Origin of the sequence: Flavobacterium tructae, from assembly GCF_001853485.1 — a bacterium.
GTDB lineage: Bacteria > Bacteroidota > Bacteroidia > Flavobacteriales > Flavobacteriaceae > Flavobacterium > Flavobacterium tructae.
Window position 1 is genome coordinate 17,926 of record NZ_MIKE01000022.1, and the last position, 15,491, is coordinate 33,416.

The 15,491-nt window shown below is 34.9% G+C and carries 20 protein-coding genes and 1 pseudogene; 13 read left to right on the forward strand and 8 right to left on the reverse strand.

All coding sequences use genetic code 11. From position 1 onward, the window contains the following. Nucleotides 1-203 precede the first annotated feature (203 nt). The 5 genes from BHE19_RS07805 (at nucleotide 204) to BHE19_RS23075 (ending at nucleotide 3,903) form a co-directional block, all read left to right on the forward strand. Nucleotides 204-1,061 carry a phospholipase D family protein gene (locus BHE19_RS07805; RefSeq protein WP_070906616.1) on the forward strand — a complete coding sequence of 286 codons (858 nt, stop codon included), beginning with the start codon at nucleotides 204-206 and terminating at the stop codon, nucleotides 1,059-1,061. Nucleotides 1,062-1,595: 534 nt separating this feature from the next. After that, complete coding sequence (locus BHE19_RS22755) at nucleotides 1,596-1,754, forward strand: hypothetical protein (protein WP_165607915.1); 159 nt, start codon at nucleotides 1,596-1,598, stop codon at nucleotides 1,752-1,754. Between the two features lie 613 nt (nucleotides 1,755-2,367). After that, nucleotides 2,368-2,739 carry a hypothetical protein gene (locus tag BHE19_RS07810; protein WP_070906617.1) on the forward strand — a complete coding sequence of 124 codons (372 nt, stop codon included), beginning with the start codon at nucleotides 2,368-2,370 and terminating at the stop codon, nucleotides 2,737-2,739. A gap of 90 nt (nucleotides 2,740-2,829) precedes the next feature. Then, nucleotides 2,830-3,465, forward strand: coding sequence for a VIT1/CCC1 transporter family protein (locus BHE19_RS07815; RefSeq protein WP_233431372.1), 636 nt, complete (start codon nucleotides 2,830-2,832; stop codon nucleotides 3,463-3,465). 267 nt (nucleotides 3,466-3,732) lie between these two features. Next, on the forward strand, nucleotides 3,733-3,903 hold the full coding sequence (locus BHE19_RS23075) for an IS3 family transposase (protein ID WP_083342489.1): 171 nt from the start codon (nucleotides 3,733-3,735) through the stop codon (nucleotides 3,901-3,903). Nucleotides 3,904-4,032: 129 nt separating this feature from the next. Here BHE19_RS23075 and BHE19_RS07820 read toward each other — a convergent pair whose 3' ends face one another. Together BHE19_RS07820 and dinD are read right to left on the reverse strand one after the other, a co-directional pair. Further along, the gene (locus BHE19_RS07820; RefSeq protein WP_070906618.1) at nucleotides 4,033-4,473 is read right to left on the reverse strand and encodes an aldo-keto reductase family protein; all 441 of its coding nucleotides are present in this window, start codon (nucleotides 4,471-4,473) and stop codon (nucleotides 4,033-4,035) included. Nucleotides 4,474-4,550: 77 nt separating this feature from the next. Beyond that, on the reverse strand, nucleotides 4,551-5,423 hold the full coding sequence (gene dinD, locus BHE19_RS07825) for a DNA damage-inducible protein D (RefSeq protein ID WP_070906619.1): 873 nt from the start codon (nucleotides 5,421-5,423) through the stop codon (nucleotides 4,551-4,553). A 252-nt stretch (nucleotides 5,424-5,675) separates the two neighbouring features. Between dinD and BHE19_RS07830 the strand changes: the two genes are divergently transcribed. Further along, complete coding sequence (locus BHE19_RS07830; protein ID WP_165607916.1) at nucleotides 5,676-6,152, forward strand: PEP/pyruvate-binding domain-containing protein; 477 nt, start codon at nucleotides 5,676-5,678, stop codon at nucleotides 6,150-6,152. A 19-nt stretch (nucleotides 6,153-6,171) separates the two neighbouring features. After that, nucleotides 6,172-6,516 carry a winged helix-turn-helix transcriptional regulator gene (locus BHE19_RS07835; RefSeq protein WP_070906621.1) on the forward strand — a complete coding sequence of 115 codons (345 nt, stop codon included), beginning with the start codon at nucleotides 6,172-6,174 and terminating at the stop codon, nucleotides 6,514-6,516. Nucleotides 6,517-6,706: 190 nt separating this feature from the next. Here BHE19_RS07835 and BHE19_RS07840 read toward each other — a convergent pair whose 3' ends face one another. Genes BHE19_RS07840 through BHE19_RS07850 form a run of 3 tightly spaced genes read right to left on the reverse strand, consistent with a single transcriptional unit; the run spans nucleotide 6,707 to nucleotide 9,210 of the window. Further along, entirely contained in the window at nucleotides 6,707-7,663 is a 957-nt protein-coding gene (locus BHE19_RS07840; protein WP_070906622.1) for a polysaccharide deacetylase family protein, read from the reverse strand. After that, a complete protein-coding gene (locus BHE19_RS07845; RefSeq protein ID WP_070906623.1) occupies nucleotides 7,653-8,063 on the reverse strand; it encodes a DoxX family membrane protein in 411 nt (136 codons plus the stop codon). The genes BHE19_RS07840 and BHE19_RS07845 overlap by 11 nt, the downstream gene beginning before the upstream one ends. Before the next feature lie 43 nt (nucleotides 8,064-8,106). Continuing rightward, nucleotides 8,107-9,210, reverse strand: coding sequence for an alkene reductase (locus tag BHE19_RS07850; RefSeq protein ID WP_070906624.1), 1,104 nt, complete (start codon nucleotides 9,208-9,210; stop codon nucleotides 8,107-8,109). A gap of 90 nt (nucleotides 9,211-9,300) precedes the next feature. Here BHE19_RS07850 and BHE19_RS07855 point away from each other — a divergent pair, with 90 nt between their 5' ends. Then, entirely contained in the window at nucleotides 9,301-10,146 is an 846-nt protein-coding gene (locus BHE19_RS07855; protein ID WP_070906625.1) for a helix-turn-helix domain-containing protein, read from the forward strand. A 168-nt stretch (nucleotides 10,147-10,314) separates the two neighbouring features. On the opposite strand, the gene BHE19_RS22890 is transcribed toward BHE19_RS07855, so the two are convergent. Together BHE19_RS22890 and BHE19_RS07860 are read right to left on the reverse strand one after the other, a co-directional pair. Further along, nucleotides 10,315-10,545: a hypothetical protein gene (locus tag BHE19_RS22890; RefSeq protein ID WP_207544114.1), complete on the reverse strand. Its 231-nt coding sequence runs from the start codon at nucleotides 10,543-10,545 to the stop codon at nucleotides 10,315-10,317. Nucleotides 10,546-10,609: 64 nt separating this feature from the next. Then, on the reverse strand, nucleotides 10,610-10,972 hold the full coding sequence (locus BHE19_RS07860) for a winged helix-turn-helix transcriptional regulator (protein ID WP_070906626.1): 363 nt from the start codon (nucleotides 10,970-10,972) through the stop codon (nucleotides 10,610-10,612). 92 nt (nucleotides 10,973-11,064) lie between these two features. Here BHE19_RS07860 and BHE19_RS07865 point away from each other — a divergent pair, with 92 nt between their 5' ends. After that, a complete protein-coding gene (locus BHE19_RS07865) occupies nucleotides 11,065-11,703 on the forward strand; it encodes a peroxiredoxin-like family protein (RefSeq protein WP_070906627.1) in 639 nt (212 codons plus the stop codon). Then, nucleotides 11,700-12,500 carry a DNA alkylation repair protein gene (locus tag BHE19_RS07870; RefSeq protein ID WP_070906628.1) on the forward strand — a complete coding sequence of 267 codons (801 nt, stop codon included), beginning with the start codon at nucleotides 11,700-11,702 and terminating at the stop codon, nucleotides 12,498-12,500. The genes BHE19_RS07865 and BHE19_RS07870 overlap by 4 nt, the downstream gene beginning before the upstream one ends. 266 nt (nucleotides 12,501-12,766) lie before the next feature. On the opposite strand, the gene BHE19_RS07875 is transcribed toward BHE19_RS07870, so the two are convergent. Further along, entirely contained in the window at nucleotides 12,767-13,432 is a 666-nt protein-coding gene (locus tag BHE19_RS07875) for an IS6 family transposase (protein ID WP_070906629.1), read from the reverse strand. 220 nt (nucleotides 13,433-13,652) lie between these two features. Between BHE19_RS07875 and BHE19_RS07880 the strand changes: the two genes are divergently transcribed. From BHE19_RS07880 to BHE19_RS22260, 3 genes and pseudogenes are all read left to right on the forward strand, one after another. Continuing rightward, a complete protein-coding gene (locus BHE19_RS07880; RefSeq protein ID WP_070906630.1) occupies nucleotides 13,653-14,258 on the forward strand; it encodes an NAD(P)-binding domain-containing protein in 606 nt (201 codons plus the stop codon). 527 nt (nucleotides 14,259-14,785) lie between these two features. Beyond that, nucleotides 14,786-15,046 carry a hypothetical protein gene (locus tag BHE19_RS07890; RefSeq protein WP_070906631.1) on the forward strand — a complete coding sequence of 87 codons (261 nt, stop codon included), beginning with the start codon at nucleotides 14,786-14,788 and terminating at the stop codon, nucleotides 15,044-15,046. A 147-nt stretch (nucleotides 15,047-15,193) separates the two neighbouring features. Continuing rightward, nucleotides 15,194-15,379: pseudogene (locus tag BHE19_RS22260) on the forward strand (cold-shock protein); the annotation flags it as partial. Nucleotides 15,380-15,491 lie beyond the last annotated feature (112 nt).

A 15,491-nucleotide genomic window follows, 5' to 3' on the forward strand; every position in this document is an offset into this window, starting at 1 on the left:
AGCAAAACATGACTGCACAAATCCATACCATTGCCTGCACAAAAGGTATCGATCAAATAAAAAATATCGTTAATTATTTATGAAATAAAAATCCTATTTTTACAATCAGTAAAAACTGATTTTTATCATTCATACTAGCTCACTTTAGGCTATCTGAACAGAGGGTAATTTCAATGTCAACCTGCAAAAAACAATTTAATTAAATGGGAAAATTTATTACGGGAAAAAATCTTGAAAATGCAATTTATGAAATAATTTGGGAAGCAGAACAAAACCTTTTAATTGTTTCCCCATTTATAAAACTAGATGACTATTTTATAAGACTCTTTGATAATCATCTTAATAATCCAAACCTCCACATATTAATTGTTTTTGGAAAAAACGAACGAGAAATCAACAGAAGTTTAAGCAAAAATGATTTTGATTATTTTAGAAAATTCTTGAACATCAGCATAGTTTATGTTCCAAATCTACACGCAAAATATTATGGAAATGAAAAAAAAGGAGTCTTAACTTCTATGAACTTATATGACTACTCTTTCAAAAATAATGTCGAATTTGGAGTCTATTCTGAAACTAGCATTTTAAGTAAATTCACAAAAAATGCAGACGATGAAGCTTATCAAGCCTGTTATGACCTTGCAGAAAAAAGCGAAGCTATCTACATAAAACGACCAGTATATGAAAAGAAATTATTAAGTTCACTACTTGGTAAAAACTATATAAAATCAGATGTACTGCACGATACAACTGATAAATTTTACTCTTCACCCAATAGAAATAAATTACGTGATATTACAACATTAAATGATTTTCCTTTTGAATTGGAATTAGGGGCAGAATCAAAATCAAGACCAAAAAGAGAAGAAATTGAAAATCCAACAAATGGATTTTGTATTAGAACAGGAGAACAAATAACGTTTAATATGAAAAAGCCATTTTCGTATCAAGCATATAGAAGCTGGGCATCTTTTGGAAATGAAAACTATCCGGAAAATTTTTGTCACAAAACAGGTAAACCTTCTCACGGCAAAACATCAATGAGAAAACCAATTCTATAAAAAGAAAACTGCGACAGAAGTAAATACAAAATTTAGGATAATGAAATTGATACTTTCCCTCATCATTTCGTAAATAGATTTTCAAAAACAATTACCATCTCCTCTCAACGCAAAACTCAAAAGAATATCTGCATCAAAAAAAACACTATTGAAGTTTTACAACTGCGCTCCAAAATCTTCATAGAAAAACAGTAAAATCCAGATCTAACAAATTTTAGATTCGAAACTGTATTACATTAATAGATGCTTCAGATCTACCTTATAGATCTACAAGAGCATTCTAGTGGTTAATCTCAAATATTACCGTTTATTATTGTATTTCCAAAATCCAACTTTATCCTATACGAATACATTGAAAATTGGTACAATAAGAAAAGAAGACATTCAGCTATAGGTTATATGACAATTGAAGAATTTGATAGATTGTATTCTTTATAATTATATACTTATATCATCTCTGAAATCATTTAGAAGCATCTAGGATGATTGTTTAATTATATACATATATAAATATAATTTTAAAACAATATAATCATGAAAACACTTTCGAATCACATCCCAGAAAGTTTTACTACTGTAAAAGAAAATCAGGAAACAATTGTAGAAAATAAAATGGACAACACAGAAGAAGTTGTTAATGAAGATGAATCTGTAGAAAAAGAAAAACCGTCTGGTGGGACAGACGGCTTATAAGCTCTTTTTAATTTGCAAGAAAATAGAGCATTAAAAGAAATTTAAACAATTCTAGCAGTAAATTTTCTGCTAATTTTTCCAGAAATTTTTCCACTATTAAAAGTAGAAATGATTTGAATTTGCGCAAAAATTTTTGATTCATGATATATAAAAATTTTAAAATGAAATCTATATATCAAGCACTTTTAGTCGCTCGGGTATTTTTCTTGTTAATATTTTTTTATTTCTTTGTTAAATTTTACAAGCCCTTTATTTAATGGGCTTGCAGACTTTTTAGACCAAAACTACATCCCCAAAACTCCTTTTGAAGCACCTAGATTATCTGTGAATTGCCTTCTCAAACCGGTCATCTGATCAAACGGTGTGAAAGAGTAATTTCCGGCGATAATGATGCACTTGGTATGTCATTATCTTTTATTAAACAACTTCCTAGCTGTATTGAAAATTTAGAGTTGGTACACTGGGTATATTATTATCTAAAAAAGCTTTAAAAAGTTTCATTGAAACACTAACTAAAATTGTATTCTAAAATTTAGAATCATTCTACAGATTTTAAATCATTCTTTTACAACAGGTTGATATAATTTTATAATATGAAAAAAATATTTTAAATATGGGTATAATTAGAGATGATAGAAATCTCCACATTATTCTAAAAAAGGTTGACTTAGATATCCATAAGCTTAATGATCAAAAAATAAAAGCCTTTATTGAATTTTTAGGATTGAAATACCGTGAGGATATCCCTAAGAATTTTCTTGATTGGGAAAACATTCTTGTTGTAGTGCCAAATCGCGAAATGTTAAATGAGATTAAAAAATATAAGGATTCAATATCCCGAATTTCATTTGTTACAAACGCAAATGCAAAGCAGATTCATATTTATGATATCAATGACTGGAAAAACGCTACACAAAACAAAACAACATTACAAATAAGACAGTTTCTAAAAACTAATTTTGGAGGCGTTCCAACAACCTCTTAAGATCCGGATTGGATTAAACTACTATAAATTAAAATTATGCACGTTGAAAACCATTATATCAATAGAAGCGGGTGACTCAGGGCAGCTGTCCTGGGGGCAAACGACGGAATTTTATCTACTACCAGTTTAGCCATTGGTGTGGCAGCAGCAAGTGTCACAAGAGAGCCTATCTTACTGGCTGCCATAGCGGGTCTAACAGCAGGTGCACTTTCCATGGCTGCAGGTGAATATGTTTCGGTAAGTTCCCAAGCTGATGTAGAAACTGCAGATTTGAAAAGAGAAAAAATTGCTCTTGAAACCCTGCCGGAAGAAGAACTGGAAGAATTAACGGATATGTATATTCAAAGAGGATTAAATAAAGAACTGGCCAGGCAGGTTGCTGTGGAATTAACGGCTCATGATGCGCTTGAAGCCCATGCGCGAGATGAACTCGGAATTAATGAAATCACACAACCCAACCCGCTTACAGCAGCTTTTGCATCGGCCATATCCTTTATTATTGGTGGTTTATTGCCGCTTTTGGTGGCTATTTTTGCACCTATCAAAGAAATGGTATTTTATCAGTATGGTTTTTCGATACTCTTTTTGGCACTATCAGGAATACTGGCAGCAAAAGCTGGCGGATCACATACTTTAAAAGCGGTATTACGTATCTGTATCTGGGGTACTTTTGCAATGGTAATGTCGGCACTAGTGGGCTATATTTTTGGCGTTCAAACTGGTTAGTGAAAATATGTTTTTATCATTGGTAAGCATCATCCACAGTATGACTGAACTTGTCCCACTTCACAAAAGAACCAGATTAATTTTATTTTTGTATTTTTTTTGATTGACAAGATTTTTTTTCCATTGAAGCTTCTTAAATTTTTTTACTGAATGATCTTCATAAATTACGTTACGTATCTGTATTTGGTTTATGCTGCAATATTTTCTTAGCATTTCTCCTAATTACGCTTTGAAAACCCCTTCTCTGCCTGCTCATCAGTACTTACTCTGACATGCCGCTATAAATACAAAAACAGAAAACAAGCCGGAAAATCAATTCATGACTATATTGAAAATTTCTTTAATACCGTGCGAAGACATTTTGCTCTTGGAAATTTAACAATGGAAGAATTTCAAAGTAAATATCTAATTTCTAAAAAGCAAACCTACAAGCCTTGATTTTAATATGTTACTAATTATACTTTCAAAAATTAAATTAGTAGCATTTTGTTATTGAAAATAGATTTGTTAAAACTAGTAATTTACCCTCTATTAAGTTCTACTTTAAAATATTGTTGATTATTTACACTATTTCAACTCTTTTAATACATCTTCCAGTTTATATTTTTCCCGAACATAGTCTTCTTCTAATGAGTCAATTGTATGCTGTAGCGATAGGTCATAATGCTTAATATCTCCTGCAAACACTTTAGTAAATTTTACTTTTTTCTTCAATAAGTCAAGCTCCCGCTGAGCATCGTCAATACAAACAGTCATATATTCGCGCTCGTCCTGCGGATGAGATTCGACTTCCTCTCTCTGCTTATCAATAATTAGCTGTGCCGATTTAATTATACTGTCTGATTCTTTATTCAATGCGAACCACTTTCTAAGTAGATTATCATTGATGCCGGGCATTTCAGCTGAGTCTATTTCTATTTCATTTTCATTTGGATCTATCCAATCCTTTTTCTGGCAGCAATATAAAAGCATAATGATGGCAATTGGTATATAGAACTTTCTTTTCATAATATTACTTATTTAATTTCTTAAGAATCTTTACTTTAAAGCATTATTTATAAAGATTTTATTTTAACTCAATATCTTCAACTAGCTGATGTTTTCTTTTTACGATTATTTTCTGAGGGCAATTTTTTATCAAGCTTTCGTTGCAATGTAATACTTTCCATTACGGGCATATTCTCTGGCAATGTATTTCCGATGTCTTCAATTGCCTTACGAGCTTTTAATCCAACCGCAAAATGAATAGTATCAGCCTCGGCACTATCCTGAACATTTTCATCATTTAGCTTTTCAGCGGTTTGAGTGACACGAAATAAATTGATTGCTAATTCTGTACTATCCATATGATCGAGAATGTTTTCATCAGAATCAAGACCTCTAATCTTGCGTATCGCTTTTACATCCAAACCTCCATAAAGTCCTCTATATCCATGGTTTTGAAAAAAGGCATAATCTGCAGGGGTAACAATACCAGCTTTTCGTGCGGCTCCAGCCAACTGAAGATTTCTCTTAGCCAATTCTCTGCGAAGAAAATATCTTCGGTTTTTTACCATTTTAAAATTATTACTTTTCCGCTGCTGACTTAATTCCTGCAGACGAGCTTGTATTGCAAAATAGGCTTGTCCAAGCGCTACCGGTTTTAAAGTAGGATCTGCATTTTGAATTATAAGATAACAGCCATAGCGTGATAATTTTACGTTTACCCAATTCCTTTGCAAATCATTACCAACTGATTTTATTGCACTAAAATCTTTAAAATGTGATGCTGTCTCCTGACCTGCATTAATACAGGAAGCCTTTGCCTTATCTAGCACTTCAATAAATGAACTATATCTGGAATACCCTAGCAATTTTGCAAGATCCTTGGCACTCCAATACTCATTACCAGCCTTATCTGTTTTTTTGAGTTTCTCAAATATCGATATGCTTTTGCTTTGTGATTTATTTGCTTTCATTGTGCTTTTTATTTAAAATCTGAGATTATTTTCTAAACTTATTTTAAATTAAAATTATCTTCAATACATTTTAGCTATAATCGAATACAGCAAATATCATTTAATAATTTAAGCAGAAAAATGATTTGTATCACCTTATAAGAAAGCTATAAATATTAAAAGATGATCACAATCATTTTTAATTTTTACATGTCAAACTATCTTTAAAATAAAATTAAAAGCCATCAAAAGAGAGATTTAAAAGAAATGAAAATGGAAAAATATATTTTAAAGTTTAGTGAGATCGGAATTAACGATATTAATAAAGCAGGAGGCAAAAATGCTTCTCTTGGAGAAATGTACAATAATTTTGGTCCTCATGGTATTAGAGTTCCCAATGGTTTTGCCATAACAACAACGGCCTACAAAGATTTTATAGAATACAATCATTTAAGTTTTGCGCTAAATGAATTAATGCAACTTTTGGATAAGAAAGACTTTACCAACTTAACTGAAATTGGCTCAAAAGCAAGAAAGCTGTTACTTGATGCAAAATTCCCCCTGGATCTTCAAACTGAAATTTCAAATGCGTACTCCTTCTTATGTGAAAACAAAGAACTCGCTGTTGCCGTTAGAAGCAGTGCTACCGCAGAAGATCTAGCCAATGCAAGTTTTGCGGGACAACACGATTCACTTCTAAATATTAAAGGTACAGTATATTACCTTTGCAATAACGGTCAAAATAGATAGTATCAAAAAAATATAAAAAATGTATTGTATAAACGACAAAGAGTATCCCTGCAGCACCAGCCTTACAATGAAATATATAGGCGGAAAATGGAAGTCAGTTATTTTGATTCATTTAATAGAAAAGAAGCGCTATAATGAATTAAGGAAAGAATTGTCTATGGTAACAGAACGAACTATAAGTCTGCAGCTGAAAGCATTGGAAGAAGACGGCTTAATTTCTCGCACCGTACACACCGCCAAACCTCCCCTAATAGTAGATTATGAGCTGACAGAATTTGGCAAAACTTTAATTCCGCTGCTCCAAAGTATCGCTCAATGGGGTAAAGAAACGGCCAAAACAAATAAACGGGTCACCATAATATAGATTACTCTATGATTATGAATAATCTAGTTAGCAATGTTCTATGTGTAAGAATCGTGACACATTAATTTATCGGTATTGAAATTAACCACAACATGTCGTGGTAACTTAAAAACTCAGCTTAAAAGCCAAAAAAGACACATGCTCCATGCGCACGTGCCTTTATTATTGAAATATTAAATCATCCAACTGATTATTCTCTGATGGTAGTTTTGTCGTTAAGAGCCATCTGTGCAATTTCATCTTTTCTTTTAAATGAAACTCCTTTGTGTCCCTGAACATATTTAATTAGATCTCGTGTAGTCTGCACCATCTGAGGAGTTCCTCCGATACGATCATGAAAGCTTATAGACAGCTGTCTTTTTTTAAACTCACTTTCTGCATACAGCTGGTCAAACTCTGCTTTCACTTGGGAGAAAAACTGATCCGTTGAAAAATTTTTGCCTTCAATAAGCAAAATATCATTACAGCGTATAGTATAAGGTACTATTACAAAATCCTTACTGTTCACCTTTATAATAAAAGGCTCGTCTCGGCTAAGGTCATCAATATGATAAGTAAATCCCAGTTCTTGCAAAATTTTTAATGTGTTTTCTCCTCTGCGCAGCCAGTTTGCATTATATCCGACAGGATTAAATCCAGTTGCCTTTTTAATGGCATCAACCCCATCTTTAATAAACTTCATTTCATCATCATATGACAGGTTGTACTGAGAGCTCCAGCTCATACCATGCGCAGCAGCTTCGTGGCCTCGATCCACAATTTCTTTTGCCAATGCCGAATTTTTAAGTACTGCAGTTCCAACCATATGTGAGGTAACTTTAATCCCCAATTTGTCCCAGTTGTCCAACATACGCGGTATACCTTCTTTGTATCCATATTGATACCAAGTTGACGCCGGTAAATCTTGATATCCTTTCTCCATATTCTGCGGAAAAGGACTTTCAGCATTACCCGGCTGTCCACCAGCTTCAAACTGCATGGAAACCGAAACAACCAGACGCGACCCATCTGCCCATTTGCTGTTTGTCTCTTTAGCAGGTATTCTAGCATCCTCCACAAATGGAGAAGCAAAAGCGGCTGAAGGAACCACAAGTCCTGCAAGTCCCACTATGCTGCTTTTCTTAATAAAATCTCTTCTATTGATCATATTTTTTACTTTTTTGAAAAAGTTTATTCAGTGTAAGTGTATTTACTTCAAAATATTGTAACAGTATACAGAAAAAAGCCAAATGAATTAATTGTGACGGAATAGCTTCCCAATTTTCTATCATCGATGTTCCAAACAGTAATAATAAAATAATTATTGCACCTGTGAGCAAAGCTGTCCTTGTGAAAAGACCCATCAAAAGCAATAGCCCAACTAAAAACTCTGCAAAAGGAAGAGCATAACTAAAAGGAATTACTATAAATTCAGGCAGGACAGATTTCTTAAATTCTATTACCAGCCAGTTACTGAAAGAATTTAATTTAAGGAGCCTGACTAAACCATGCCCAAACATGCTTATCCCGACACCAAGTCGTAATAATATATAAACTATTTTGTCCATTGCTTTACTATTTAATTAGTTTCTTTGTGTAAAACTCCCGCTCTTACATAAATGGGTAATCCGTATAACCACGTTTATCTCCACCTCCAAAAAGTGTATGATTATCAGTTATTTGATTCAATGACGCTCCAATTAGTACGCGGTTTGGATAATCTGGATTGGCAAGGAAGCTTCGTCCGAATCCGACAATATCTACAAGATTTGATTCCAGCAGCTGTTCCGCTGTTTCTGGTGTTTTGTTTCCTGTTGCGATAATAGTATTACTAAAAGTCTTTCTTAACTTTATTCTAAAATCCCTTGGAATTTCAGGCGCATCGCCCCAATCAGCTTCTGAAAGATGTAGATAGGCTATTCCAAGATCGTTGAGTCTATCTGCTGCAGTCATAATAGTATCTAATATCTGTGGATCATCCATATCTTTAAATTTGATAAATGGCGATACTCTTACACCAACTTTGTCTTTGCCTACTTCAGAGACAACTGCTTCAGTTATTTCTAATAGGAATCGTATCCGGTTTTCAATAGTACCCCCATATTGATCGGTACGGACGTTTGAATTGTTTCTTAAAAACTGGTCTATAAGATATCCATTTGCTCCGTGAATTTCTACACCATCAAATCCTGCTTCAATTGCATTTTTAGCACCTTGAGCAAAATCTTCAATTGTTTGCTTAATATCAGAATGTGTCATTTTTCTAGGTTCTTCGACAGGAACGAAAGTTGCATCCCCATTTGGAGCACCATCAAAGATATACACTGATGTATCCTTTGCTGTAAGATCTGATGGACCTGCGGGCTGTAGTCCATTTACTTTAGCGGAAGAAACTCGGCCGACATGCCACAGCTGAAGAAATATCTTACTCTCTTTTGCATGTACCGCAGATGTAATTTTTTTCCATCCTTCTATTTGCTCTTTAGCATAAATACCTGGCGTACGAGCATAGCCTTTCCCTTGAAGACTAATTTGTGTGGCCTCAGAGATTATAAGCCCAGCTGAAGTCCTCTGGCTGTAATACTCAGCCATTAAATCATTTGGCACATCTCCTTGCTCATCACTTCGGCTCCTTGTCATAGGAGCCATTAAGAACCTATTTTTTAAGTTAAGTCCTTTTAAATTGTAACCACTGAATAAATTAGGATATTTCATTTCTATAAAAATTATAACTACACAAAATTCAATCTTTTAGCTCTAAAATTATTGTAAAAAAAAAGGATACATTTGTAACAAAAATGGTTCATGAAAAGAATATTCAGCAAACACTCCATAAATGTATTTGAATTAGAATTAACAGATTGGCCGTATGGTCAGCACACCCACAACTTTTGTGAATTGATATTAGTTAGAAAAGGGCATGGACTGCATAAAATTAACGATACAATATTTACTTACAATAGAGGGGACATCTTCCTGTTAACTCCCGAAGATTCTCATCAACTAGAGATAAAAGATCCTACAATTTTACTATACATTAAATTTACTGAGCAGATATTCAATGACAAGCAAAGCTGGATTAAATCAGGCTGGTTTGAAACCAACAGCCGTTTCCTCTTTCGTTCAAATATGACCGCAGGAAGCCTAATAAAAAACAGACAGGATACTAAAAAAATATTTTTTCTCTCAAAAATGCTTTTAGAAGAATATAAATCTCCTAAGCTGCATTCTAGAGAATTAACATTAGAGTTTTTTGGTGCTATCATAGTTATTGTCTTGCGGCATCTCACCGAGCACTCTACAAAAAAAACTTTTGCCGAAAAGGAAAGAGATAAAGTAAATGACGTTTTGGCTTACATAAGATTGAATATAAACACAGAAAAAAAATTAACACTTGCAACAATAGCAGCAGAGTTTAATATATCTGCAAACTATGTAGGCGAATATCTTAAAAACCATACAGGGAATGGCTTCAAAAAGATTATAATGGAAACAAGACTGGAGCGCGCCACAGTGCTTTTAAAACAAAGTACACTGAGTATTTCTGAAATTGCAGAGAAAACCGGCTTTACAGACGCAAGCCATATGAACAAAACATTTCAAAAGTATAAAGAAATAAATCCTTCAGAACTTCGATTTAAGAAAATCTAGTTATCTCCAAAGATATTGGCTTTCTAAGCAGCAATTTAATTTTTTTTACCTATCTTAAAATTATCTTCTACAAATACCAGGTCAAATATTTTCATCTTAATTTGTACAAAAAAGCTAGACGTAACATAGAGATGCCTCCCATTTAGCCATAAAATGCTAAGGCAGTTTTTAAATATATTTCGCAAGTCTAAGTTTTATAGCAGAATTAGAGTTACCTTCATTTTTGCCACAAAAAGCTAAGGCGGTTTTGTAAAAAAGAAGTGCTTTTGTGGCTAAAGCGGTTTCGAAGGCAAAAACCTCATTATTGGCTAATAATTCATTGATTCCATTAAGCATTATCCTTCCCGATTCAAAGGCCTCTTTTTCAGGTTGGAAAGGAGAGAGTAATTTCCCGAGCAAACGGCTATTCTAAAAAAAAGTCCGACAATGCTTTGTTTGAAAAAACAGAAACAAAAAATATTTGTTACACACCACTATATGAATTAGCTAATACAGGCTTTTCAGACAAAAGGATTTCGCCCCAATCGTTCAATTTCCAAAGTACATCTGCCAATTTCTCGCCCAGCGGTGTAAGCGAATACTCAACGCGGGGCGGTAATTCATTGAAGATTTTTTTGCTTAAAATTCCGTCCTGTTCCAATTCTTTCAGATGCTGGTTCAACACACGCCTATCCACTTTTGCAATGCCGCGAAGCATTTCGCTCGGACGTTTTTCGCCTTCGTTTATACGCCACACAATCGGGATTTTCCATTTTCCGCTAATAGCATTAACAGCAAATTCCAATGGGCAAATTTTTTCTACTATCGCTCGTTGCTTTGTTTTCATAAAATTGACTTTTTTGTCTCCTAGGGATAATTATATGCGGTATTGCATTTCTGGTTTTACTTTCAAAACTTTGCAAAAATATAAAACAATATATGAAAAATTTAGCACAGCAGATTGAAGAACTGAATGAAAATTTAGGGCATCAGCTTCCCAGAGAAGCCTTAGATGCATTCGGCAAATCCATTCAGGATTTGAGAGCCAGGAACATGGAAGGAAACAGCATCCAAACAGGCGATATGTTTCCCGATTTCAAACTGCCAAATACAAATGATGAAACGGTGCAGTTAAAAGAAATTCTAAAAAAGGGAAAAGTGATTGCAGCTTTTTTTCGTGGCAGCTGGTGCCCTTATTGCAGCCTTGAATTAAAAGCACTGCAAGACAGCCTAAAACAGATTACCGACAGAAAAGCAACCCTTGTGGCAATCTCACCGCAAAAGCTCGATTATAGCCAAGAATTAAAGAGCAATTACAATTTGGATTTTGAATTATTGACCGATAAAAACAATGCTTTGGCTAAACAGCTTGGCATTTCATTCGGGCTTCAGGACTATATCGTTCCCACTTACAGAGGTTTAGGCATTGACCTGTCGGAATACAACGAAAACGGCAACAGCGAATTGCCTATACCTGCCGTTTTTGTAGTAGATACAAATGGCAGCGTTAGGTACAAATTTGCTGATGCCAATTATATGAACAGGATAGATATTCAGGAATTGATTAAACAATTATGAACGAGATAAAAAGAAAAGGAGCAAGAAGTGCAAAGGATATTCCGACAGATATTTTAGCACAGCTAAATAGTGGTGAAATTGAAACTTCCAACCTTATGGAATGGTTAGCAGTTGACCAGCGGCTTTTATTGGAAAATTTACTTGCAGAAAATCAAAGAATGAATTATTTAAAACCCGTTCTGTCTAAAATCGACCAACTGAAAAAGCAGACTGTAAACACCATAAACGAAGCTATCGGAACAGGGATTCTTGAGCAGGCAATAAAGAATAATGATAGCGATTTCTTAACGACATTATCTCTTCACAAAGCCGATTTAGTTCGTTGCTGGGCAGCTTATACCATTGGCAAAAATGAAAATCTAAACATAAACGAAACGCTTAATCAAATTAAGCCTTTTTCAACCGATAAACATTTTGGAGTAAGGGAAATCTGCTGGCTGGCTGTAAGAGCGAAAGTCGCTCAAAATCTTACCAAAAGCATTGAAATACTTTCCAAATGGACGACAAACCAAGATGAAAATATCAGACGCTTTACCACAGAGACAACACGGCCTCGCGGCGTTTGGTGCGAACATATCGAAGAACTAAAACAAAATCCCAAATTGGCTTTGCCAATTTTAGAACCTCTAAAATCCGATTCAGCAAAATATGTACAAGACAGTGTTGGAAATTGGTTAAATGATGCAAGTAAAACACAGCCCGATTTTGTAAAGGAGCTTTGTAAACGTTGGGAAAAAGAAAGCGGTACAAAACAAACAAGGTACATTGTCAAAAAGGCATTGAGAACGGTCAATTAGTAATATTGCAACTGAAATGGCATCTCCATTAAACCATATTATTTCGGTGATACAGCGAAAAGAAAATGTCATTTCGCTGTCTGCACCTAATGCAATTGATAAAGCATTGGATGTGCTTGCTTAGCATGGAGTTGCTGTTAAGAACCAAATCTTAACTTTAGAGCATGAAAGAGAATCGAAAAGTTATGGCCGCAATTTTAAAGAGAAAACTGCCGATTCTGTCGCATCTCGAAGAATCAAATATAAAATTTTAAGCAATTTAAAATTTAGCCCGCCAGTTTGCAGAATGATTTAAACATAGATTTCCCTGGTTTGACCATCTGATTTTTTCTAAGCATATTCACAACTTCAATTCCGCTCAATGTTCTTTTGGCCGATTCAAAACTTTTGAAACCTAATCCATTTTGTATACGCCACTTTATAAAACGATGATCCTGTTCTACAATATTGTTGAGATATTTACACTGCCGGATTTTAATCTTTGAGAATGAACGTTTGTTATATACTTTGATCGCTGCGATATTAGAACTACTTTTATCAATTTTTATGACTCTTAGCCGGTAATTATTATCAATTGCTTTAATTAGAAATGACTGAGCACTCATTCTTTGTCTTTTTCTAGTCAAAAGAAAGTCAACCGTATTACCTAATTTATCTACTGCTCGATATAAATAACACCATATACCTTTTACTTTGATATATGTCTCATCCAATCTCCAACTCGCTCCCACTCTGCCTTTTATCTTCTTCATCTCTGACTCAATCAAAGGTGTAAACTTATAAACCCAGCGCTGGATCGTGGCATGATCCACAATGACTCCTCTAATCTTCATTAGTTCTTCAACATCCCGGTAACTAAGTGTAAATCTTAGCTTGAAATATACTGCCTGAAGAATTATGTATTTTGGATAACAATGACCTTTAGTATTCATCTTTTAATCGGTTTAAAGTTCTAAAGATAAAAGTTATTACCAGATGCGACAGAACCCTGCTGCAAAAATCAAAAACAGGTAAAAATACGTACATGCAAAATCAGGAATTTGTACTAATTTTAGTCTGATTTTAAAAATTTTCTATTACAAGCCGGCATTCTTAATAAAGACAAGATGCCGGATTCAGTACTCTGAGATCTGTAATTAAACCCAAACAATTATGAAAATTGGAATCATAGGAATCGGCAGCCTTACCCTTAAGCTGGCCATCCGCTCTGCCAGGGCAGGATATAAAATAACCCTGCACAATCCCCAGGGTAACAGCCTTATAAGGGAATCGGTTAAAACAATGGGCGCAACTGCGGCCCTTGGCACCCTTGAGCAGGCCGCGGCGGCAGACATTATACTTTTGTTCCTTCCAAAGGATGATCTGGAGTCTGTACTGCCAAACCTGCCTGATATGTCAGGGAAAATAATCGTACATACCAGCAGCCTGATCTTTGATCCCGGCTCGCTTTTATCGGGCATCACCCATGGTATGACCTACAGGATTACCGTCTGTTTAATTCCTGAGGCGCATATCGTAAAACTCTTTACCCCGGTGAGCCTAAAACCAGCAGTTAAAACCACAGCCCATACAAACAGGCAGGAGCTGTTTTTCATATCTAGTCATAAAGCTTCGGGAAATGGTATCCGGAATTTTCTTAAAACACTGGACTTTCTGCCCATTGACCTTACCGGTAGACTGAAGGTCCAAAATACAGCAATGAACTTAAAATCCATATCAGCGCCCCCGGCCGGCCCTTTTGCTGATCAACTGAATTAAAAATAGAGCATCCGGCGCGCAGTGTCAAAGCAAAAAAAGCCCGCCTGTGTACAGCAGGCGGGCATGAATAAAAAAAACTGAATTAAGTTAGTTAAGCTTTTGATATGGTCTGACAGAGGTTCTCCTCGCTGATAAAGGCCACAATATACTGCTGCGCTTCATTTCGTTTACCCGCCGGGGTCTAAAAGTATTGAGATGAAACTCCTCGCCCTGGTCCCTGATATGTATAATTTCGGTGTAGCCTTTGGAAATAAGGCTTCCTTTTAATTTAATGACCCTCTGTTGCTCCTGCGGGTCCAGATCTTTTCTCACCTTGAATCGTACTTCTTTTTGCATTGTAAAAAAATCTGATGTTTATAAATGATGGTCTTTCCAGATCAAATATAATTATTAAAATGGTACGTATCAAGATCGGGGATGTTAAAAAACAAAGCCCTGCAGCTTAAAGTGCACCGTTTTGCCGCATTAAAGACAGACAGCGTAAAATCTGCAGTTATTTTTGTATTTTTGATAAAAACCAACGGCATATGTATACCCTAAAAGAAGCAGAGCAGCCTTCACAATATTATCAGGACAGGATTCTGGGAAAAGCCATTAACAAAAAAACATCAGAATCCCTTGCGATAACCGATTTAAAAATAGAAGAGCTCACAGAACAGAATTTTGATGTGATCTGCTATGCAAAATGTTCTTACAGCGTTGGCTTTTTCAGGAACATACGATCAGCGACCAAAGAATTAGGGCTCCCTGCCCCTTCACAGGTATTAGAAAACAGCCTCCAGCAGTGAAGTTTTCCCCTTGAAAATCGCATTTATTAAGCCTATGCCCATTACCGCGGATTGACTTACGTTAAGAAAAACACAATTAAAAATCTTTTTTCAGTTTCCTGTTATTTAATACGCTACATTTGTGTAAATTAAATATTTAACATGTAGGAAGGTACAGTAAAATTCTTCAATGAAGAAAAAGGTTTTGGTTTTATAACACCCACAGATGGCGGAAACGAAGTTTTTGTTCACGTTTCAGGGCTGTCGGAAAATATCCGTGAAAATGATCAGGTGCGTTATGACGTGCAGGAAGGACGCAAAGGTCCAAACGCAGTGAACGTAGTAATAGCATAATTTACTATAAAATTAGTTTATCAAGCATCTGCCTAAAGCAGATGCTTTTTTTATTTAAACACAGGCTATATGAATAAAAAAAACTCTTCATATAATGCCATGATTAAATATA

Bases quoted from the DNA above. Each gene is read 5' to 3' on its own strand.
- BHE19_RS07805 (WP_070906616.1), top strand. From the start codon at position 204: ATGGGAAAATTTATTACGGGAAAAAATCTTGAAAATGCAATTTATGAA.
- BHE19_RS22755 (WP_165607915.1), top strand. From the start codon at position 1,596: ATGAAAACACTTTCGAATCACATCCCAGAAAGTTTTACTACTGTAAAA.
- BHE19_RS07810 (WP_070906617.1), top strand. From the start codon at position 2,368: ATGGGTATAATTAGAGATGATAGAAATCTCCACATTATTCTAAAAAAG.
- BHE19_RS07820 (WP_070906618.1), bottom strand. From the start codon at position 4,473: ATGAAAAGAAAGTTCTATATACCAATTGCCATCATTATGCTTTTATAT.
- dinD (WP_070906619.1), bottom strand. From the start codon at position 5,423: ATGAAAGCAAATAAATCACAAAGCAAAAGCATATCGATATTTGAGAAA.
- BHE19_RS07830 (WP_165607916.1), top strand. From the start codon at position 5,676: ATGGAAAAATATATTTTAAAGTTTAGTGAGATCGGAATTAACGATATT.
- BHE19_RS07835 (WP_070906621.1), top strand. From the start codon at position 6,172: ATGTATTGTATAAACGACAAAGAGTATCCCTGCAGCACCAGCCTTACA.
- BHE19_RS07840 (WP_070906622.1), bottom strand. From the start codon at position 7,663: ATGATCAATAGAAGAGATTTTATTAAGAAAAGCAGCATAGTGGGACTT.
- BHE19_RS07845 (WP_070906623.1), bottom strand. From the start codon at position 8,063: ATGGACAAAATAGTTTATATATTATTACGACTTGGTGTCGGGATAAGC.
- BHE19_RS07850 (WP_070906624.1), bottom strand. From the start codon at position 9,210: ATGAAATATCCTAATTTATTCAGTGGTTACAATTTAAAAGGACTTAAC.
- BHE19_RS07855 (WP_070906625.1), top strand. From the start codon at position 9,301: ATGAAAAGAATATTCAGCAAACACTCCATAAATGTATTTGAATTAGAA.
- BHE19_RS07860 (WP_070906626.1), bottom strand. From the start codon at position 10,972: ATGAAAACAAAGCAACGAGCGATAGTAGAAAAAATTTGCCCATTGGAA.
- BHE19_RS07865 (WP_070906627.1), top strand. From the start codon at position 11,065: ATGAAAAATTTAGCACAGCAGATTGAAGAACTGAATGAAAATTTAGGG.
- BHE19_RS07870 (WP_070906628.1), top strand. From the start codon at position 11,700: ATGAACGAGATAAAAAGAAAAGGAGCAAGAAGTGCAAAGGATATTCCG.
- BHE19_RS07875 (WP_070906629.1), bottom strand. From the start codon at position 13,432: ATGAATACTAAAGGTCATTGTTATCCAAAATACATAATTCTTCAGGCA.
- BHE19_RS07880 (WP_070906630.1), top strand. From the start codon at position 13,653: ATGAAAATTGGAATCATAGGAATCGGCAGCCTTACCCTTAAGCTGGCC.
- BHE19_RS07890 (WP_070906631.1), top strand. From the start codon at position 14,786: ATGTATACCCTAAAAGAAGCAGAGCAGCCTTCACAATATTATCAGGAC.